The sequence below is a fragment of the Micromonospora sp. NPDC000089 genome, assembly GCF_042899365.1.
GTDB lineage: Bacteria > Actinomycetota > Actinomycetes > Mycobacteriales > Micromonosporaceae > Micromonospora.
In genome coordinates, this window is record NZ_JBIAZT010000002.1 from 188,848 (window position 1) to 208,677 (window position 19,830).

Consider the following 19,830-nt stretch of genomic DNA (forward strand, 5'->3'; position numbering starts at 1 on the left):
ACCGACGGCGCTCAGCCCTGGCGGGGGATGCGCCCGTCCTCGGCGGGACGGTGCGCGCGCAGCATCAGCGAGACGCCGGGCAGGGACCGCACCGGCAGGTAGCGCTCGGCGGTGACCACGCCGCGGAGCCCGAGGTTGACCACCGGGTTGAGCTCGTCCAGGTCGCTGCCGGTGGAGCGGCGCCGGCGCCAGGCGGCCACCGGGCGCAGCAGCACGTTCCAGCTCCACAGCTCGTCGACCACCAGGTTGGCCTTCTCCACCACGGCGCGCAGCGAACCCCGGTCGTACCGCCGGACGTGCCCGACGGCGACGTCGTGCGCGGACCAGAGCGCCATGTCGGCGGGCACCGCGATCAGCGCGGATCCGCCGGGGCGCAGCACCCGGTGGATCTCGGCGGCGGCGAGGTGGTCCTCGTCGAAGTGTTCCAGGATGTCGAAGGCGACCACCAGCCCGAGGCTGGCGGACCGGACGGGCAGCCGCCGGGCGTCGGCGCGGATCACGTCCAGCCCCCGCTCGCGGGCCACCCCGGCGCCCTCGGCGCTGTACTCCAGCGCCAGCGGTCGCCAGCCGTGCGCGCGCAGCACCCGGGTGTTGCCGCCGCCCGCGGCGCCGATGTCCAGCGCCCGTTCCGGGCGGGCGCCCGCGGCGGCGAGCCGGTTCAACGCCCGGGCCAGCAGCGTTCGACGCTCGCGGTACCACCAGTGGGTGTCCTCAAGGGCGGCGAGCTTGCGGATCTCGGTCGCTTCCACGGTCTGCTCCTCGCGAGGGGGCCGGCGGCTCACCATAGCGGTCCGGCGGTCGACGCGCTCGCCCACCACCGGGCCCGACACGGCTGCGGGGTCCGCGCTCACCGAGCGCGGACCCCGTCGTCACGAACGGTTCATGGCCAGCGGATAAGCTCGGCCGAAGGTGCGGCTCAGGCGCGGGCGAAGACCAGCGCCACGTTGTGGCCGCCGAAGCCGAACGCGTTGTTCAGCGCCGCCGGGATCTCCAGCTGCCGGGCCTTGTGCGCGACCACGTCCATGATCAGGCCGTCGTCCGGGTCGTCCAGGTTGATCGTCGGCGGGATCACGCCCTCCCGGATGGCCAGGATGGTGGCGATCGACTCCAACGCGCCGGCCGCGCCGAGCAGGTGCCCGGTCATCGACTTGGTCGCGGTCAGCACCGGGTGGTCGCCGAGCGCGGCGTGCAGCGCGCCGATCTCCAGCATGTCGCCGACCGGGGTCGAGGTGGCGTGCGCGTTGACGTGCACGATGTCGGCCTTCGCCACGTCCGCGTCGGCGATCGCCTTGGCGATGGCCCGGATGGCGCCCTCGCCCTCGGCGTGCGGCTGCACGATGTCGTACGCGTCGGAGGTGATGCCGCTGCCGGCGAGCCGGGCGTGCACCCGGGCGCCGCGCGCGGCGGCGTGGTCGGCGCGCTCCAGCACGACCACTCCGGCGCCCTCGCCGAGCACGAAGCCGTCGCGGCCCTTGTCCCACGGGCGGGAGGCCCGCTCCGGGTCGTCGTTGCGGGTCGACATGGCCCGCATCGAGGCGAAGCCGGCGATCGGCAGCTGGTGGATGACCGCCTCGGTGCCGCCGGCCACCACCACGTCGGCCCGGCCGGCGCGGATGATGTCCAGCCCGAGCGCGATGGCCTCGGCGCCGGTGGCGCAGGCGCTGGCCACCGAGTGCACGCCGGCCTTGGCGCCCAGCTCCAACCCGACGAAGGCGGCCGGGCCGTTCGGCATCAGCATCGGCACGGTGTGCGGGGAGACCCGCCGCGGGCCGGACGCCTCCAGGATGTCGTCCTGGGCCAGCAGGGTGGTCACCCCGCCGATGCCGGAGCCGACGCTGACCGCCAGTCGCTCCGGGTCCAGCCCGGAGTCGGCCAGCCCGGCGTCCGCCCAGGCCTCCCGGGCGGCGATGATGGCGATCGCCTCGGAGCGGTCCAGCCGGCGCAGCTTCACCCGGTCCAGCACCTCGGACGGCTCGACCGCGAGCTGGGCGGCGATCCGGACGGTCAGCTGCTCGGCCCACTCCTGGGTGAGCGGACCCACCCCGGAGCGGCCGGCGAGCATGGCGTCCCAGGTCGACGCGACGTCCCCGCCCAACGGGGTGGTCGCGCCGAGCCCGGTGACGACGACGTCGATGCGACTCATGTCAGGACTGCGCCTCGATGTAGCTGACGGCGTCCCCGACGGTCTTGAGGTTCTGCACCTCGTTGTCCGGGATCTTGACGCCGAACTTCTCCTCGGCGGCGACCACGACCTCCACCATGGAGAGCGAGTCGACGTCGAGGTCGTCGGTGAAGGACTTCCCCTCGGCCACGTCGTCCGGGTTCACCCCGGCGACCTCTTCCAGGATCTCGGCGAGGCCGGAGGTGATCTCGTCACGGGTCATTGCGGTGGGTTCCTCTCATGGGGGGTTTCACTCGGTGGCCGGCGACGCCGACCGCCGCTCCTCGACGCGCCCGCGCCGAGGGGGCTCACGGGCAGCGGACGACCTGACCGGCGTACGTCAGGCCGCCGCCGAAGCCGAACAGCAGCACCGGGGCGCCCGCGGGCACCTCCCGCCGCTCGACCAGCTTGGACAGCGCCAGCGGCACGCTGGCCGCCGAGGTGTTGCCGGACTCGACGATGTCCTTCGCGATGACCGCGTCCGGGATGTCGAGCCGCTTGGCGATGCCGTCGATGATCCGGGCGTTGGCCTGGTGCGGCACGAAGGCGGCCAGCTCGGACGGGGCGACCCCGGCCCGCTCGCACGCCTGCAGCGCCAGCGGGGCCAGCGCGGTGGTGGCCCAGCGGAAGACCGACTGGCCCTCCTGCGCGATGTACGGCCGCCGGCCCTCGATCCGGACCGCGTCGCTCTTCTCCGGCGCCGAGCCCCAGACCACCGGGCCGATCCCGGCCGGCTCGTCGTCGGCGGTGGCGGTGACCACCGCCGCCCCGGCCCCGTCGCCGAAGATGATGCAGGTGGAGCGGTCGGTCCAGTCGGTGAAGTCGGAGAGCTTCTCGGCGCCGATGACGATCGCGTTGCGCGCCGCCCCGGCCCGGATCGCGTGGTCCACGGTGCCGAGGGCGTACCCGAACCCGGAGCAGGCGGTGTTCAGGTCGTACGCCCCGGGCGCGTTGATGCCGAGCTTGGCGGCGACCCGGCAGGCCACGTTGGGGCTGCGGTCGATCGACGTGCAGGTGGCCACCACGACCAGGTCGATGTCGGCGGCGGTGAGGCCGGAGTTGGCCAGCGCCTTGCCCGCGGCCGAGGTCGCCATGTCGGCCACCGTCTCACCGTCGGCGATCCGCCGGGTGACGATGCCGACGCGGTCCCGGATCCACTCGTCGTTGGTGTCGACGATCTGGGCGAGGTCGTCGTTGGTGACCACCCGGGACGGTTGGTAGTGCCCCATCGCGACGATCTTGCTACCGGTCATCAGTGCTGTCCTCCGAGGGGGCGTCCCGGTCGGACCGGGCGGTGGTGGGCGCGTCGCCCGCGGCCGGGCCGGCGTGCCGGGCGATCAGTTCCCGCGCGGCCGGCAGGTCGTCGGGGGTGTTCAGGGTGACGATCTCCGGGGCGCCGGCGCCCTTGAGCTCGCGCTTGACCAGCCCGGCCAGGGTGCCGGCCGGCGGCAGCTCGAGCACGCCGGTCACCCCGAGGTCGGCCATCGCCCGCATGCACAGGTCCCAGCGCACCGGCGCGGTGAGCTGGCGGACCAGCCGGCGCAGCACCTCCGGGCCGTCCCCGACCGCGGTGCCGTCCAGGTTGGACAGCAGGATCCGGGCCGGGGCGGACGGGGTGATCCCGGCGGCGACCCCGGTCAGCGCCTGCTCGGCGGGGGCCATGAAGGGCGTGTGGAACGCCCCGGCCACCTGCAGCCGGATGATCCGGGCCCGGGCCGGCGGCTCGGCGGCGAGCTTGTCCAGCGCGTCCCGGGCGCCGGCGGCGACCACCTGGCCGGCGCCGTTGCGGTTGGCCGGGTGCAGCCCGTGTGACTCGAGCGCGGCGAGCACCTCGTCCGGGTCCCCGCCGAGCACGGCGGCCATCCCGGTGGGCTGTGCCGCGCACGCGGCGGCCATCTCCCGCCCGCGCACCCCGGCCAGGGTGATCGCCGCTTCGGCGGACAGCACCCCGGCCAGCGCCGCGGCGCCCAACTCACCGACGCTGTGGCCGGCCACCAGGCCGACCTCGGACATCGGCAGCTGCTCGGCGGCGAGCAGGGTGGCGGCTACCAGCAGCGGCTGGGTGCGGGCGGTGTCCCGGATCTCGTCGGCGTCCGCGGCGGTGCCCAGGTGCCGCAGGTCCACCTCGGCCAGCGCCGACCACTCGCCCAGTCGTGCGGCGGCGTCCGGGAGGTCGAGCCAGGGGCTGAGGAAGCCGGGTTTCTGGGAACCCTGGCCGGGCGAGAGTACGGCGAGCACGTCATCACTCTCCCGGATACGCGTGGGTAGCGCTGTGCCGGCCTCGACCAAACCGCACTAGGACCGTTGGAGGGATCCTACAAAGATCGGCGGGAGTCATCACCTGTGTGTGAGGTTTTCCGCATGGCTGGGGTCATTGTCGTGCTCGGGGCTGCCGTGGCCACCGGGACCACCGGATCCAGCCGGCCCACGGTCAGCGCCACCTGCAGCGCGAACGCGTCCCGGGGGGCCAGCGGGGAGAAGCCGGTCACCTCCGAGATCCGGCGCAGCCGGTAACGCACCGTGTTCGGATGCACGAACAGCGCCCGGGCGGCGCTCTCCAGCGTCCCGCCGGCGGCCAGGTAGGCGTCCAGCGTCTCCACCAGCTCGCCGCCGGCGCGGACCAGCGTCGCGTACACGTCGTGGCGCAGCCGGCGGCGGGCCTCCGCGTCCCCGGCGAGGGCGCGCTCCGGGAGCAGGTCGGCCGCCGGCACCGGGCGCGGGGCGGTGGGCCAGGCGGGCGCGGCGCGGAAGCCGGCCAGCGCGGCCCGCGCCGAGTCGGTCGCCTCGTCCAGGCTGGGTACGGCCGGCCCGACCACCACCGGCCCGTCGCCGAAGGCGGTGAGCAGCTTCTCGGTGGCGGCCAGCGGGTCCGCCGCCCCGCCGAACACCACCACCAGGCGGTCGCCGTGCACGCCGCCGATCACCTCCACCCCGATCCGCCGGGCCTGCCGGTAGACGGTGTGCAGCACGGCGGCCACCTCCCCGCCGGGCGAGCGGCCCACCGCCACCGCGACCGGCGGCGCGTCCGCCCAGCCCAGCGCGGCGGCCCGGCTGGCCAGCACGTCCGGGGAGTCGCCGCGCAGCAGCGCGTCCACCAGCAGCGCCTGCAGTCGCGCGTCCCACGAGCCGCGGGACTCGGCGGCCCGGGCGTACACCCGGGCGGCGGCGAAGGCGATCTCCCGGGAGAAGCGCAGCACCGCCTCGCGCAGCTGCTGCTCCTCGCCCTCGGCGGCCAGCTGGGAGACCTGCTCCTCGACCACGTCGATGGTCACCTTGATCAACGCCACGGTCTGCTGCAGGCTGATCGAGCGGGCCAGCGCCTGCGGGGCGGTGGCGAACACCTCGTCGGAGACCTCCTGGGTGCTGTCCGCCGAGCCGCCGCCGGAGCGCAGCCACTGCACCAGGGACCGCGCGCCGGCCTGCGCCACCAGCATGACCCAGGAGCGCTGGTCGGCCGGCAGCTCACGGAACCAGGGGAGGGTGTCGTCCATCCGGGCCACGCTGGCGGTCGCCAACGCCCCCGCCGCCCGCTCGATCCGGCGCAGGGTGGCCGACAGCTCGATCCCGCCCGGCTCGCTCACCGGTCCAGCCTGACACGTCCCGAACAGGCCATCCAGGTGCGGGTCGGGGCGACCCCGGTGGTCCGGGTCCCGGCCGCGGGTCCGGCTGCACGCCCTGTCGGTGCCGGCCAGTACGGTGGCACTGCCGCCGGGGCGACCTCCCGGCGCGCGACGCGAGCGTGAGGAGACCGGCATGGCGCACGGGGAGGCCGAGCACGGCTGCGCCCAGGGCGAGCCCTGCCGCCTGGGCCACCACGACCACCAGGGCTCCGGCCGGCCGCACCGCCGGTTGGCCGCCCCGTCCGAGCCGGCCGGCCGGGCGCCCGAGCGTCCCGACGACGTGGTGCCCCGCCCGCGGGCCGGCGAGCCCACCGCGGCGGAGTGCGCCGCGAGCGGGTCCGCCACCCCCGAGCCGGGCCGGCGTGCCCGGTCCGCCGAGGGCGGCGAGCCCGGGCAGGAGCCGGCCCAGCCCGGTCGGGCCGGCCGGGGCTGCCACAGCGACCTGGCCGGTTGGGCCGGCGCCCACCGGCACGGCCCGGTCCGGCCGCGCCGCCGTCCGGTCCGGCGGGAACGGCCACCGCAGCGCTGGTGCTGACCACCTGACCGCCGTCGGACGGCTAGCGTGGGAGATGTGAAGGCGATCGCGATCGACGAGTACGGCCCGGCCGAGCTGCTCACCCCGCGGGAGCTGCCCGACCCGCCCGTCGGGCCGGACACGGTGCTGGTCCGGGTCCGCGCCGCCGGGGTCAACCCGGTCGACTGGAAGGTCCGGGCGGGGCACCTGGCCTCGGCCATCCCCGGGCACTTCCCGCTGGTGCCGGGCTGGGACGCGGCCGGCGAGGTGGTCGGCGCCGGGCCGGCGGTGACCGGGTTCGCGGTGGGCGACGAGGTGATCGGCTACGTCCGCCGCGACCACGTCCAGTACGGCACCTACGCCGAGCTGGTCCCGGCCCCGGAACGCTGCCTGGCCGACAAGCCCGCCCAGGCGTCCTGGGCGCAGGCGGCCGGGCTGCCGCTGGCGGGGCTGACCGCGTACCAGGCCCTTCAGCTGGCCCGCACCGGCGCCGGCGACACGGTGCTGGTGCACGGCGCGTCCGGCGGCGTCGGTCACCTGGCGGTGCAGGTCGCCCGGGCGCTCGGCGCGCACCGGGTGATCGGTACGGCGAGCGAGGCCAACCACGACTTCGTCCGCTCGCTCGGCGCGGAGCCGGTGAGCTACGGCGACGGCCTGGCCGACCGGGTCCGGGCGATCGCGCCCGACGGCGTGGACGTGGCGCTCGACCTGTTCGGCGGGGACGCCCTGGACGTCTCGGCCGCGCTGCTGGAGCGCCCGGCCCGACTGATCTCCACCGCGGACCCGGAGCACGTCACCCGGCTGGGCGGCAGCTACCTGTTCGTCCGGCCGTCCACCCAGGACCTGGGGGCGCTCGCCGGCCTGGTCGACGCCGGCCGGCTGACCGTGCACGTGGAGCGGACCTTCCCGCTGGACGAGGCCGCGGACGCGCACCGCCTGGTGGAGGCCGGGCACGTCCGCGGCAAGGTCGTCCTGGAGGTCTGAATCAATTGGCGCGACGGGCCGCGCCCGACCGGCGGTGTGGTCAGCGGGTGCGGCGGCGGACCAGCAGGGCGATCCCGGCCAGCCCGGAGGTGATCACCAGCACCACGCCCACGTTGAGCAGCAGCAGCCGCTGCAGCTCGCCGACGGCCGAGCCGATGTCGTCACCCGGGTGCAGCGAGTCCTGCGGGATGACCCGCTCGCCACCGCCGGCCCCACCGCTGACCGTGTCGAACTGCCGCTCCAGCGGCACCCCGGCGGTGCGCAGCGCCTCGGACATGGTGAGCCGGCCGAGGAACCAGCCCGCCTTGGTGGCGTGGCCGTCCGGCTGCTTGGCCGGCCGGAAGACGCGCGGGCCGCCGGTGGCCAGCGGGTAGAGGTCGTAGCGCTGCTTCGGCGTCTCGCCGGCGAGCACCACCACCGTGTACCGCGGGCCGAGATCCGGAGTCTCCGGCCCGGTCGGCGCGCCGATCCCGGTACGCCCGAACCAGTTGACCTGGTCGAGCACCTCGAGCACCGCCGACGGCTGGCTGTCGGACCGCAGCCGCAGCGGCTCGGTCAGCCCGTCACCGGTGATGTCCACCCCGGCGGGCGGCGGCTTCGGCGCGGCCCGTCCCGCCTGTGCCGCCGTGCCCGTGCCGACGGTGAGCAGCACCCCCACCAGCACCGTGGCGACCGCGCCGAGCAGGCGCCCCACCCCTACGACCATCGCCGCCTCCTCGCCCCGTATCGATGGATGGCTGTGCTGCAGGTCACGCGTCGGGTTGGTGACTGCGGTGAGCTGCCGGCTGGCCGGGACCTCACCTGAAAGACTCCGCGGAACGTCGCAAGGTTGCAGCTGTCGGAACACCAATTGGAACTATCTGCTATCTCCGGCCGACTAACGATCAGCCGCTCGATCAGCGGGCGGATCGTACCGTTACGGAGGACTTCATGGGGGGCAGGGTCGCACGATTGGGGCGTACGGTGCCAGCCGTTATGGGCGTGGCGCTCGGTGTGTCCTTGTTGTCAGCCGGGCCGGCGTACGCGCACAACTCGCTGACCGGCAGCAACCCGGCCGACGGGGCCCGGGTGGCGGCCGCACCCGCCCGGATCGAGCTGCGCTTCCTGGCCGCGCCGAACCCGGCCACCACGACGGTCACCGTCATGGGGCCGGACAATGTGCCGGCGGTCGGCGGCCCGCCCCGGGTGACCGGCGACCGGGTGCACGTGCCGTTCCGGCCCGGCAAGGCCGGCCTCTACATCGTCGGGTACCGGGTGGCGTCCAGCGACGGGCACCCGGTCAAGGGCGAGGTGCGCTTCACCCTGACCACCGGCACCGCCGCCCAGCCGCCGACCCCCGCGGCCACCCCTCCCGCCACCCCGCCGCCGACGCCTCCCGCCACCCCGACGGCCGCCGGCACCCAGGCCACCGCCGCCCCCGGCGCCGGCTCGTCCACGCCGGCCGGATCCGCCTCGGCCGTGCCGGTGGCCGGCCGGGACGAGGGCGGTCGAGGCTGGCTGTGGGTGGTCGGCGCGCTGGTGGTGCTGGCCGCGCTCGCCGCCGGCCTGTTGCTGCGCCGGCGCCGCTCCTCCCCGCGCTGACCCGCGTACGTCGAAGGGCCCGCCGGATCGCCGGCGGGCCCTCTTTGACGCGTACCCCTCAGAAGAGCCGGAGCCGGGCGGCGCGCAACCGGGTCAGGGTGCGCTCGCGGCCGAGCACCTCCAGCGACTCGAACAGCGGCAGCCCGACGGTGCGGCCGGTCACCGCGACCCGGACCGGCGCCTGCGCCTTGCCCAGCTTGAGCCCGCGCTCGGCGCCCACCGCCTCCAGCGTGGCCTTCAGCGTCTCGGCGTCCCAGGACCCGACCGCCTGGTACGCCTCGATCGCCGCGTCCAGCAGCTCGGCGGCGCCCTCCTTCATCGCCTTGGCCCAGGCGGCCTCGTCGATCAGCGGGTCGGCCAGGAAGAGGAAGTCGACGTTCGGCACGATCTCGCTGAGCACCGCGATCCGGGTCTGCGCCAGCGGCGCCACCGCGGCGAACGCGTCCGCGTCGAACTCCTCGGGCTGCCACGGCGGCGGGGCGATGGTGTCCGTGCCGGTCAGCCACGGCTGGCAGGCCGCGACGAACTCGTCCACCGGCAGCGCCCGGATGTACTCGCCGTTGAACGCGCGCAGCTTCTTCTCGTCGAAGAAGGCGGGGGAGGGGTTGACCTCCTCCAGCCGGAACTCCTCCTCGATCACCGACCAGGGCACGATCTCCCGGTCGGCGGACGGCGCCCAACCCAGCAGCATCAGGTAGTTGCGCATCGCGGCGGCGAGGTAGCCCTCGTCCTTGTACGCCTCCAGGGCCACCTTGTCGCGCCGCTTGGAGAGCTTCTGCCGCTTCTCGTTGACCACCACCGGCACGTGCGCCCAGATCGGCGGCTTGACGCCGAGCGCGTCCCAGAGCAGCTGCTGCTTGGGGGTGTTCGGCAGGTGCTCCTCGGCCCGGATCACGTGGGTGATCCCCATGGTCATGTCGTCGACCACGTTGGCCAGGAGGAACACCGGGGAACCGTCGCCCCGGGCGATGACGAAGTCCTCGATCAGCTTGTTCTCGAACGTCGGCTCGCCGCGGACCAGGTCGACCACCACGGTCTCGCCGGTGTCGGGCGTACGGAAGCGCAGCGCCCGACCCTCGCCGGGCTCGAGGCCGCGGTCGCGGCAGAAGCCGTCGTAGCCCTGGTACTGCGAGCCGGTGCGGGCCTGGACGGCCTCCCGGGTGCAGTCGCAGTAGTACGCCCGGCCGCCCTCGTGCAGCCGCTGCGCGGCGGCGCGGTGCTCACCGGCGTTCTCCGACTGGAAGTGCGGGCCCTCGTAGCTGCCCCGCTCGATGCCGATCCAGTCCAGCGCGGACAGGATGCCCTCGGTCCACTCGGGCTTGTTGCGGGCCGCGTCGGTGTCCTCGATGCGCAGCACGAACACCCCGCCCTGCTGCTTGGCGTAGATCCAGTTCTGCAGCGCCGAGCGGGCGCCGCCGACGTGGAACATACCGGTCGGGGAGGGGGCGAATCGCACACGTACCGTCACGCCCCCCACCCTACGGCGACCGGCCAGCGCTTTCCGCACCCCACCCCACCCCCACCCCGGTGATCGCGCACTTTCCGGGAAAGCGTGCCTATCCGGCCCCGAATGAGCACGCTTTCTCGGAAAGTGCGGGCAGGACGCGGCGTCGCCGGCGGCCCCAGTCGCGGCCGGCCAGCCGCGGGCAGGTCCGGTCGGACAGCGCCCCGGCGAGCGGGTTGGCCAGCACCGCGGCCAGCGGCGCCGAGCGCGGCCAGCAGCGCGACGTCCTCGCCCGAGCGGTGGTAGTGGTCGCAGGCCACGTCGCCGGTGCTGCCGTCGGCGACCCGGCCGGGGGTGTGCGCGAAGGTGTCCCAGATGGAGGGTCCCCGCCCGTCCGCGTCGGCGCCGCCCTCGAGCTGGTACGCGGAGGTGGAGACTCCCCAGCGGAATCCGGGCGGGAAGTCGGGCGGCGGAGTGGTGGTCATGGGCCCTCCCGAAACGCGAAGCGTGCTCGGGGCTCTCGGACGCTGACCCGCCGTGCGCCATAGGCCGACGGCGATCGGGGCGCAAGGCTTTTCGGCGTGTCTTTACCGAACACGTCCTGGTACGTCCAATTTTGCGCATACAGTGCGGAATATCGCGGATGTCCTCAGTGGGGGAAGACGGAAATGATCCTCGTGGAACGCAGTGCGCACGTGATGGCGCCGGTGGAAGTGGTCTGGGACGTCGTCCAGCGGGCCGAGCAGCTGCCGGCCTGGCTGGCCGGGGTCCGCGCGGCCGAGGTCCTCTCCGGAGAGGGCTTCGGGCGGCGACAGCTGGTCCAGGCCGGGCGTGGCTCGGCGCACGAGGCCGAGGTGATCGCCTACCAGGAACCGGGCCTGATCGGCTGGCGGGAACGGGCCAAGGGGGCCGGCGCCCGAGCCGAGGCCCGTACCGAAATTTACGTCCAGCTCACCGCCGACGAGGAGGAGGGCGGCACCATCGTCCGGCTGATCGTGGTCCGCTGGCCGGCCGGTCCGGTCAAGGCCGCCATGCTGCGGCTCGGACTGCGTCGGGTCGGCGCCGACCTGGAGGACTCGCTGGCCCGGCTCACCGATCTGGCCGCCGTCGGCTGACCGGCCACGTCCTGGCGCCACCCGCGACGGCGGTGGCCCGGCCTCCCCGCCAGGGACGCCGGCCACCGCCGCTTGGCGTACGGCATTGACGAAGGGCCCGGCGCATGGTGCGCCGGGCCCTCTGTCGCGTACGCGGGGACTAGCTGTCGCCGCCGGTCTCGCCGACCGGGGCGGCGTTCACGTCGTCGATGGCGTACTTCTTGGCCGCCTCGGCCGGCACGTTCGCCGGCACCGTGCCGCGCAGCGCGAGCTGGCGCAGCGTGGCCACCGCGATCGACTCGGCGTCCACGTGGAAGTGCCGGCGCAGCGCGTGCCGGGTGTCCGACATGCCGAAGCCGTCGGTGCCGAGCGAGGTGTAGTCACCGGGCACCCAGCGGGCGATCAGATCCGGCACCGCCCGCATCCAGTCGCTGACCGCGACCTTCGGGCCGTCCGCGTCGGCCAGCTTCTGCTGGAGGTACGGCACCCGCGGCTCGCTGCCCGGGTGCAGCAGGTTGTGCTCCTCGCACTCGACCGCGTCGCGGCGCAGCTCCGTCCAGGAGGTCACCGACCAGACGTCGGCGGCCACCCCCCAGTCCTGCGCGAGCAGCTGCTGCGCCTTGAGCGCCCACTGCATCCCGGTGCCGGAGGCGAGGATGTTCGCCCGCGGCGCGTCCCCGTCCACCTGCGGCGCGGGGGAGTACCGGTGGATGCCCTTGACGATGCCCTCGACGTCCACGCCCTCCGGCTCGGCCGGCTGCAGGATCGGCTCGTTGTAGACGGTGAGGTAGTAGAAGACGTTCTCCTGCGCGTCGCCGTACATCCGGTGCAGGCCGGTCTCCATGATGTGCGCGATCTCGAAGGAGAACGCCGGGTCGTACGCGACCACCGCCGGGTTGGTGGCGGCGATCAGCAGCGAGTGGCCGTCCTCGTGCTGCAGGCCCTCACCGTTGAGCGTGGTCCGCCCGGCGGTGGCGCCGAGCAGGAAGCCGCGGGCCATCTGGTCGGCCGCCGCCCACAGCCCGTCGGCGGTGCGCTGGAACCCGAACATCGAGTAGAAGATGTACATCGGGATCATCGGCTCGTCGTGCGTGGCGTACGCCGACCCGGCGGCGGTGAACGAGGCGACCGAGCCGGCCTCGTTGATCCCCTCGTGCAGGATCTGCCCGGCCGTCGACTCCTTGTACGACAGGAACAGCTCCCGGTCCACCGAGGTGTACCGCTGGCCGTGCGGGGAGTAGATCTTCGCGGTCGGGAAGATCGAGTCCAGCCCGAAGGTGCGGGCCTCGTCCGGGATGATCGGCACCCAGCGCTTGCCGAACTCCTTGTCCTTCATGATGTCCTTGAGCAGGCGGACGAAGGCCATCGTGGTGGCCACCTTCTGCTTGCCCGAGCCGCGCTTGACGTCGGCGAACCGCTCCGGGCCGGGGATGGTCAGCCGCTTGGTGCTGGTCCGCCGGGACGGCAGGTAGCCGCCGAGCTGCTGGCGCCGCTCCTTGAGGTACGCGATCTCGTCGGACTTCTCACCCGGGGTGAAGTACGGCGGCAGGTAGGGGTTGTCCTCCAGCGCCTTGTCCGGGATGTCCAGGTAGAGGCGGTCGCGGAAGGTCTTCAAATCCTCCAGCGTCAGCTTCTTCATCTGGTGGGTGGCGTTGCGGCCCTCGAAGTGCGAGCCGAGCGTCCAACCCTTGATCGTCTTGGCCAGGATGACCGTCGGCTGCCCGGTGTGCTCGGTCGCCGCCTTGTACGCCGCGTAGAGCTTGCGGTAGTCGTGGCCGCCCCGCTTGAGGTTCCAGATCTCGTCGTCGCTCAGCTGCTCGACCATCTTGCGGGTCCGCTGGTCGCGGCCGAAGAAGTGCTCCCGGACGTACGCCCCGGACTCCGCCTTGTAGGTCTGGTAGTCACCGTCGGGGGTGGTGTTCATCAGGTTGACCAGCGCGCCGTCGGTGTCCGCGGCGAGCAGCGGGTCCCACTCGCGGCCCCAGACCACCTTGATCACGTTCCAGCCGGCGCCCCGGAAGAACGCCTCCAGCTCCTGCATGACCTTGCCGTTGCCGCGCACCGGCCCGTCCAGCCGCTGCAGGTTGCAGTTGATCACGAAGGTGAGGTTGTCCAGCTCCTCGCGGGCGGCCACCCCGATCGCGCCGAGCGTCTCCGGCTCGTCCATCTCGCCGTCGCCCAGGAACGCCCAGACGTGCTGGTCGGAGGTGTCCTTGATGCCCCGGTGCTGCAGGTAGCGGTTGAACCGCGCCTGGTAGATGGCGTTCAGGCCGCCGAGACCCATGGAGACGGTGGGGAACTCCCAGAAGTCCGGCATCAGCCGCGGGTGCGGGTACGACGGCAGCCCGCCGCCGGGGTGCGACAGCTCCTGCCGGAACCCGTCCAGCTGGTCCTCGGAGAGCCGGCCCTCCAGGAACGCCCGCGCGTACATGCCGGGGGAGGCGTGGCCCTGGTAGAAGATGTGGTCGCCGCCACCCGGGTGGTTCTTGCCCCGGAAGAAGTGGTTGAAGCCCACCTCGTAGAGCGAGGCGGAGCTGGCGAAGGTGGAGATGTGCCCGCCGACGCCGATCTCCGGGCGCTGGGCCCGGTGCACCAGCATCGCGGCGTTCCACCGGACGTACGCCCGGATCCGCCGCTCGACGTGCTCGTCACCGGGGAACCAGGGCTCCTGCTCCGGGGTGATGGTGTTGATGTAGTCGGTGGTGGTCAGCGACGGCACCCCGACCTGGCGCTCCCGGGCCCGCTCCAGCAGGCGCAACATGACGTAGCGGGCGCGCTTGGTGCCGCGCTCGTCGATCACGCCGTCGAGCGACTCGACCCATTCGCCGGTCTCTTCGGGGTCGATGTCCGGAAGCTGGCTCGGCAGACCAGCGGTGATCACCGGGCGCTTGCGTTCCGTAGCCACAGGCGTTCCCTCGGTTGGTGTGTGGGATAGGTCTCTAGCACCATCCTGCCCCCTGGTGGGCGTCGCCGTCACGTCCAGGTCCCCCCAGCGCGACGCTCAACACAGGTACCCATCGGTAACTTTCCGCTGCCCCGGGCCAGCCGGATCACGGCGGCCCGTCGGACGGGGAGTGACGGCGGCAGCGGCGGCGGTTGCTGAGCCGATGCGGCAGAATGCGCCGTATGCGCAGTGAGGTGATCACCGTCCGGACCGGGTCCCGGCCGACCGTCCGGGACATCACCGCCGAGGCCGAGCGGTTCGTCTCCGGCCAGGGCGACGGCCTGCTGCACGTCTTCGTGCCGCACGCCACCGCCGGGCTGGCGATCATCGAGACCGGCGCCGGCTCCGACGACGACCTGCTCCGGGCGCTCGACGACCTGCTGCCCACCGACGACCGGTGGCGGCACCGGCACGGCTCGCCCGGCCACGGGCGCGACCACGTGCTGCCGGCCTTCGTCCCGCCGTACGCGACGCTGCCGGTGCTCGGCGGGCGGCTCCAGCTCGGCACCTGGCAGTCGATCTGCCTGGTCGACCCCAATGGCGACAACCCGGACCGCCAGGTCCGCTTCTCCTTCCTCCCCGGCTGATCCCGCGCGCCGGGCCCACCGGCCGGAGCGCCCCCGGGTGCGCGGCGGCGTGGCCACCCGGGCCGGGATGATCGACGTACGCTGGCGGGATGACGCGGAGCCCACGGCCCTCCGGGGCCGACCCGGGCGACCGCCCGGAGGTCGCCGGCGAGGTGGTGGGCCGGCTCCTGCACCTCGCCGCCGCCCTGCGGCACCACCAGGACGCCGGCGTGGTCGAGCTGGGCCTGACCCCGGCCGTCGCCCGCGCGCTCGCCGAGCTGGACCCGGAGCACCCGCTGCCGACCCGCGACCTGGCCGAGCAGCTGGGTTGCGACCGGTCCAACGTGACCGCCCTGGTCGACAAGCTGGAGCAGGCCGGGCTGGTCGAGCGGCGGGTGGACCGGGCCGACCGTCGGCAGAAGACGTTGGTGGTCACCGAGGCCGGTCGCCGGACGCGCGCGCGGGTGCGTGAGGTGTTGTCCGACTCCCGGCTGCTGGCCGGGCTCCGCCCGGACGAGCTGGACACCCTGCGCGAGCTGGTGTGGAAGATTTCGGACGGCGGCTGCCCGGCGGAGTGCGACCCGGCGTGACGGCGGCCGGGTGAATCGTGTCTGACTGGGCGACTCGGCCCTTCGTCGGTAATGCTGTCGGACGTGACCAGCCCGCAAGATCTCGACGACCGGTTCCGGGAGACCCTGGGGGCGCTGCCCGGACCCGAGCTGCGGGGTGACCCCCCGGCCCACCGTGAGCTGACCGGGCGGCAGCTGCTCGCCGTCTTCGACGCCCAGGTCACCAGCCGCCAGCTGGACCTGGCCGGGCGCTGGCTGCGCAGCTTCGACGAGGGGTACTACACGATCGGCTCCGCCGGCCACGAGGCCAACGCCGCGGTCGCCGCCGCCCTCCGGCCCACCGACCCGGCCCTGTTGCACTACCGCTCCGGCGCGTTCTACTGCCTGCGCGCCGCCCAGGCCGCGGGCGAGTTCCCCGACGCCGATCCGCCAGGCGGCGCCGAACGGTCCGCCGACGCGGATGCCGCCCGGGGCGGCCGGGATGCCGGTCCGGGCGCGGCTGGCGGGACGGATGCCGTCCCGGGCGTCGCCGCCCACGCTCCGGCCGGGCCCCGCGGGGAGCCGGACGGCGCCGGTACGCCGGAATCCACGGTGGGATCGACGGCCGTCGCCCCGGCCTCGCCCGCGCCCTCGACCGGGCGGGCCGCGTACCAGGTCGGCGCCGACGGGGTGACCGAGCCGATCCCGGTCGAGCCGGCCGCCGGCCCGGAGCCCGGCGCCGATGCGGAGTCGGTCGCCGGTGCGGATGCGGCTCATCCGACCGGGCCGGAGGACGCCTTCACCGATGCCGCCCGGGACGTGCTGCGGGGGATGGTCGCCTCCGCCCGGGAGCCGATCGCCGGGGGCCGGCACAAGGTGTTCGGCCGAGCGGACCTGGCCGTCGTGCCGACCACCTCGACGATCGCCTCGCACCTGCCCCGCGCGGTCGGGCTCGGCCTGGCGCTGGAGCGACTGCGCCGGCTGGACACCGCCGGCCGCCGCGACGGCGAACCCCGCCCGCCCTGGCCGCGCGACGCGATCGTGGTCTGCTCCTTCGGCGACGCCTCGGTCAACCACGCCAGCGCGACCGCCGCCCTGAACACCGCCGGCTGGTACGACCACACCGGGCTGCGCATCCCGGTGCTGTTCGTCTGCGAGGACAACGGGCTGGGAATCAGCGTCCGCTCGCCGGAGGGCTGGGTCGAGCGGACGCTGCGGGCCCGCCCCGGCCTGCGGTACTTCTCCGCCGACGGGTCCGACCCGGCCGGCACGTACGCCGCGTCCGTGGAGGCGGCGGCCTGGGTGCGCCGGCACCGCCGCCCCGCGGTGCTGCACCTGCGGACGGTACGGCTGCTCGGGCACGCCGGCGCGGACGCCGAGTCGGCGTACCGGAGCGCGGCCGAGATCGCCGCCGCCGAGGCCCGCGATCCGCTGTTGGCCACCGCCCGGCTGCTGGTCGAGTCGGGTACGGCGACCGGCGAGGAGCTGCTCGCCCGGTACGACGAGCGGGGCTGGCAGGTGCGCCGGTTGGCCGAGGAGGTGCTGGCCGAGCCGAAGCTGGACAGCCCGGCCGAGGTGGTGGCGCCGCTGGCGCCGCGCCGGCCGCTGCGGGTCTCCACCGCGGTGGCGGAGTCGGGCGCCCGGGCCGCCGGGCCCGACGCGGGCGCCCGGGCCGAGCTGTTCGGCGGGAAGCCGCCGGAGCTGGCCGGCCCGCTCACCCTGGCGCAGAGCATCAACGCGGCGCTCGCCGACGGCATGCTGGAGCACCCCGGGATGGCGGTCTTCGGCGAGGACGTGGCGGCCAAGGGCGGGGTGTACGGGGTCACCAAGGGGCTGCGGGAGCGGTTCGGCCCGGCCCGGGTCTTCGACACCCTGCTGGACGAGACCTCGGTGCTCGGGCTGGGGCTGGGCGCGGGGCTGGCCGGGCTGCTGCCGGTGCCGGAGATCCAGTACCTGGCGTACCTGCACAACGCCGAGGACCAGCTGCGCGGCGAGGCGGCCAGCATGCAGTTCTTCTCGGCCGGGGCGTTCCGCAACCCGATGGTGGTCCGGGTGCCGGGGCTGGCGTACCAGGAGGGGTTCGGGGGGCACTTTCACAACGACAACTCGGTGGCCGTACTCCGGGACGTGCCGGGCCTGGTGGTCGCGGTGCCGGCCCGGCCGGACGACGCCGCGGCCATGCTGCGGACCTGCCTGGCCAGCGCGGCGGTGGATGGCAGCGTGTGCGTGTTCCTGGAGCCGATCGCGCTTTACCACACCCGCGACCTGTACGCGCCGGGCGACGGCGAGTGGCAGGCCGAGTACGCCGAGCCGGGCGGGTGGGCAGCCGGCCACGTGCCGATCGGCCGGGCCCGGGTCTACGGCGTCGGGTCGGCCGAGGACGTCACGATCCTCACCTTCGGTAACGGGGTACGGCTCTCGCTGCGGGCCGCCGCCACCCTGGCCGACGAGGGGATCGGCACCCGGGTGGTGGACCTGCGCTGGCTGGCGCCGCTGCCGGTGGCGGACCTGATCCGGGAGGCGTCGGCGACCGGCCGGGTGCTGGTGGTGGACGAGACGCGCCGTTCCGGCGGGGTGGGCGAGGGGATCATCGCGGCGCTGGTGGACGCCGGATATGTGGGCGCGGCGCGGCGAGTGGCCGCAGTTGACTCGTTTGTACCATTAGGTCCGGCGGCACGTCAGGTTCTGGTCTCGGAGGATGCCATTACCCAGGGTGCCCGTACGCTGCTGGCACGGTAAATTCCGTTCCACCCGGTGCGCCACTTGCGCGGGGCGGCAACAGTGTGTGGACTTTGCCGGACGGCGTCGGCGCGACGCCGCGAGCAGGGATGAGATGAGGAGGCATGCGACAGTGAGCGCGACCGCTGGTCAGGCCGCCGACGGGGTACGTGTCCTGGCGGACCGGTTCGGACTCGAGCCGGGGATGGTCGTCATGGAGATCGGGTACGACGACGACGTCGACCAGGAACTCCGGGACGCCCTGACCGACCGCTGTGGAGGAGACCTGGTCGACGAGGACACCGACGAGGTGGTCGACGCGGTGCTGATCTGGTACCGCGAGGGCGACGGTGACCTCTTCGAGCTCCTCGTCGATGCCCTCGGCCCGCTGGCGGACGCCGGTGTCGTGTGGCTGCTGACCCCCAAGGCCGGCCGGGACGGCCACGTCGAGCCGAGCGAGATCGCCGAGTCGGCGCAGACCGCTGGGCTCCAGCAGACCTCGACCATCAATGCCGGCCGGGACTGGAGCGGCGCCCGCCTGGTGCTGCGTCGGGGGTCGAAGAACAAGAAGTAGCCGGAAGCTTCCCCGACCCGGCGGCGACCGCCGTCGGGTGTGGCAGGCTGTCGCCGTCGAGACTCGAACTCCCGAGGAGCTTGCATGCCGATCGAGGTTGGCGCCGAGGCGCCGGACTTCATCCTCAAGGACCAGAACAACCAGGAGGTCCGACTCTCGGACTTCCGCGGCAACCGCACCGTGCTGCTCGTCTTCTACCCGCTCGCCTTCACCGGCGTCTGCCAGGGCGAGCTCTGCGAGGTGCGGGACAACCTCAACGAGTACGTCAACGACGACGTCCAGGTGCTGACCGTCAGCGTGGACTCGGTCTACAGCCACAAGATCTGGGCCGAGCAGGAGGGCTACCAGTTCCCGCTGCTGGCCGACTTCTGGCCGCACGGCGCGGTCGCCCAGGCGTACGGCGTGTTCAACGACGTCGCCGGCATCGCCAACCGGGGCACCTTCGTCATCGACAAGGCCGGCGTGGTCCGGTTCGCCGAGATGAACATGCCCGGCGAGGCCCGGGACCAGCAGGGCTGGCGCAAGGCGCTGGCCGACGCGGTCGCGGCCTGAGCCGTACTCGTTCGACCGGGTCGGAGGCCGGCAGGTAAGCTTGCCCACCTCCGGCCCGCTCGTACGGGGCGTTCCGGGCGCGTAGCTCAGTGGGAGAGCACTCGCCTTACAAGCGAGGGGTCGCAGGTTCGAAACCTGCCGCGCCCACCCTTCACCAGCAGTGAAACCGGCCCCGAGAAGATCGCTTCCCGGGGCGGTGACAGCAACGATGTCTACGAGAGCCGTCCCTCGAGCTTGCCGAGGGCCTGCCGTCAGGGTACGGAGCGCGTGAGGTGCACGCCATCCCATGACGGTTGGGCGACCGGAGCCAACCAGATCCGGACCGTCGAGCACTTGGCCGGCTTGGTCGAGAAGGATCCCTTCTCGGCCGTAGGGGGCGCCGACGTACACGAACAGTGCGTGACATTCCTGCCGTGGTCCACCCCTTGGCGCGGCGCGCTGCCCATGACGTCGCCGCGCGGCGACGTGGACGTGTTCGCCGCGGCAGGACCGGACGTGTTCAGCGTGACGCGGCTCGTCGGGGGACGACC

18 protein-coding genes, 1 tRNA gene and 1 pseudogene are annotated in these 19,830 nt (G+C 73.9%); 10 read left to right on the forward strand and 10 right to left on the reverse strand.

Annotated features, from left to right (window positions below; genetic code table 11):
- Positions 1-11: 11 nt before the first annotated feature.
- The 6 genes from ACFY3U_RS04290 to ACFY3U_RS04315 all read right to left on the reverse strand — a co-directional run bounded on the left by ACFY3U_RS04290 (position 12) and on the right by ACFY3U_RS04315 (position 5,778).
- Positions 12-749: a class I SAM-dependent methyltransferase gene (locus ACFY3U_RS04290; RefSeq protein ID WP_387194649.1), complete on the reverse strand. Its 738-nt coding sequence runs from the start codon at positions 747-749 to the stop codon at positions 12-14.
- 167 nt (positions 750-916) lie between these two features.
- A complete protein-coding gene (gene fabF / locus ACFY3U_RS04295; protein WP_387194652.1) occupies positions 917-2,143 on the reverse strand; it encodes a beta-ketoacyl-ACP synthase II in 1,227 nt (408 codons plus the stop codon).
- A 1-nt stretch (position 2,144) separates the two neighbouring features.
- Positions 2,145-2,384, reverse strand: a complete 240-nt coding sequence (locus tag ACFY3U_RS04300) for an acyl carrier protein (RefSeq protein ID WP_074474691.1) — start codon at positions 2,382-2,384, stop codon at positions 2,145-2,147.
- Between the two features lie 85 nt (positions 2,385-2,469).
- Positions 2,470-3,414: a beta-ketoacyl-ACP synthase III gene (locus ACFY3U_RS04305; protein WP_387194655.1), complete on the reverse strand. Its 945-nt coding sequence runs from the start codon at positions 3,412-3,414 to the stop codon at positions 2,470-2,472.
- Positions 3,404-4,399 (reverse strand): ACP S-malonyltransferase, encoded by a 996-nt coding sequence (locus ACFY3U_RS04310; RefSeq protein WP_387194658.1) that lies wholly within the window; start codon positions 4,397-4,399, stop codon positions 3,404-3,406. The genes ACFY3U_RS04305 and ACFY3U_RS04310 overlap by 11 nt, the downstream gene beginning before the upstream one ends.
- Positions 4,400-4,476: 77 nt before the next feature.
- Positions 4,477-5,778 (reverse strand): PucR family transcriptional regulator, encoded by a 1,302-nt coding sequence (locus ACFY3U_RS04315; protein ID WP_387195941.1) that lies wholly within the window; start codon positions 5,776-5,778, stop codon positions 4,477-4,479.
- 136 nt (positions 5,779-5,914) lie between these two features.
- Here ACFY3U_RS04315 and ACFY3U_RS04320 point away from each other — a divergent pair, with 136 nt between their 5' ends.
- Together ACFY3U_RS04320 and ACFY3U_RS04325 are read left to right on the forward strand one after the other, a co-directional pair.
- The gene (locus tag ACFY3U_RS04320) at positions 5,915-6,316 is read left to right on the forward strand and encodes a hypothetical protein (protein ID WP_387194661.1); all 402 of its coding nucleotides are present in this window, start codon (positions 5,915-5,917) and stop codon (positions 6,314-6,316) included.
- Between the two features lie 36 nt (positions 6,317-6,352).
- Positions 6,353-7,279 (forward strand): NADP-dependent oxidoreductase, encoded by a 927-nt coding sequence (locus ACFY3U_RS04325; RefSeq protein ID WP_387194664.1) that lies wholly within the window; start codon positions 6,353-6,355, stop codon positions 7,277-7,279.
- Positions 7,280-7,319: 40 nt separating this feature from the next.
- Here the strand turns inward: ACFY3U_RS04325 and ACFY3U_RS04330 are convergent, their stop codons facing one another.
- Complete coding sequence (locus ACFY3U_RS04330; protein WP_387194667.1) at positions 7,320-7,985, reverse strand: hypothetical protein; 666 nt, start codon at positions 7,983-7,985, stop codon at positions 7,320-7,322.
- A gap of 287 nt (positions 7,986-8,272) precedes the next feature.
- Here ACFY3U_RS04330 and ACFY3U_RS04335 point away from each other — a divergent pair, with 287 nt between their 5' ends.
- The gene (locus ACFY3U_RS04335; protein WP_387194669.1) at positions 8,273-8,860 is read left to right on the forward strand and encodes a copper resistance protein CopC; all 588 of its coding nucleotides are present in this window, start codon (positions 8,273-8,275) and stop codon (positions 8,858-8,860) included.
- 58 nt (positions 8,861-8,918) lie between these two features.
- Here the strand turns inward: ACFY3U_RS04335 and gltX are convergent, their stop codons facing one another.
- Positions 8,919-10,328: a glutamate--tRNA ligase gene (gene gltX, locus ACFY3U_RS04340; RefSeq protein WP_387194672.1), complete on the reverse strand. Its 1,410-nt coding sequence runs from the start codon at positions 10,326-10,328 to the stop codon at positions 8,919-8,921.
- Between the two features lie 236 nt (positions 10,329-10,564).
- A pseudogene (locus ACFY3U_RS04345) lies at positions 10,565-10,789 on the reverse strand (family 1 glycosylhydrolase); the annotation flags it as partial.
- 183 nt (positions 10,790-10,972) lie between these two features.
- On the opposite strand from ACFY3U_RS04345, the gene ACFY3U_RS04350 reads away from it, so the two are divergent.
- A complete protein-coding gene (locus ACFY3U_RS04350; protein WP_387194675.1) occupies positions 10,973-11,419 on the forward strand; it encodes an SRPBCC family protein in 447 nt (148 codons plus the stop codon).
- A gap of 139 nt (positions 11,420-11,558) precedes the next feature.
- Here ACFY3U_RS04350 and aceE read toward each other — a convergent pair whose 3' ends face one another.
- Positions 11,559-14,303: a pyruvate dehydrogenase (acetyl-transferring), homodimeric type gene (aceE, locus tag ACFY3U_RS04355; protein WP_387194678.1), complete on the reverse strand. Its 2,745-nt coding sequence runs from the start codon at positions 14,301-14,303 to the stop codon at positions 11,559-11,561.
- A 221-nt stretch (positions 14,304-14,524) separates the two neighbouring features.
- On the opposite strand from aceE, the gene ACFY3U_RS04360 reads away from it, so the two are divergent.
- The 6 genes from ACFY3U_RS04360 to ACFY3U_RS04385 all read left to right on the forward strand — a co-directional run bounded on the left by ACFY3U_RS04360 (position 14,525) and on the right by ACFY3U_RS04385 (position 19,447).
- On the forward strand, positions 14,525-14,929 hold the full coding sequence (locus ACFY3U_RS04360) for a YjbQ family protein (protein WP_387194681.1): 405 nt from the start codon (positions 14,525-14,527) through the stop codon (positions 14,927-14,929).
- A gap of 89 nt (positions 14,930-15,018) precedes the next feature.
- The gene (locus ACFY3U_RS04365) at positions 15,019-15,498 is read left to right on the forward strand and encodes a MarR family winged helix-turn-helix transcriptional regulator (protein WP_387194684.1); all 480 of its coding nucleotides are present in this window, start codon (positions 15,019-15,021) and stop codon (positions 15,496-15,498) included.
- Between the two features lie 51 nt (positions 15,499-15,549).
- On the forward strand, positions 15,550-18,195 hold the full coding sequence (locus ACFY3U_RS04370; protein WP_387194687.1) for a thiamine pyrophosphate-dependent enzyme: 2,646 nt from the start codon (positions 15,550-15,552) through the stop codon (positions 18,193-18,195).
- Positions 18,196-18,307: 112 nt separating this feature from the next.
- Positions 18,308-18,748, forward strand: a complete 441-nt coding sequence (locus tag ACFY3U_RS04375; protein ID WP_387194690.1) for a DUF3052 domain-containing protein — start codon at positions 18,308-18,310, stop codon at positions 18,746-18,748.
- 84 nt (positions 18,749-18,832) lie between these two features.
- Positions 18,833-19,300: a peroxiredoxin gene (locus ACFY3U_RS04380; protein WP_387194693.1), complete on the forward strand. Its 468-nt coding sequence runs from the start codon at positions 18,833-18,835 to the stop codon at positions 19,298-19,300.
- A 75-nt stretch (positions 19,301-19,375) separates the two neighbouring features.
- Positions 19,376-19,447 (forward strand) — tRNA-Val (locus ACFY3U_RS04385).
- Positions 19,448-19,830 lie beyond the last annotated feature (383 nt).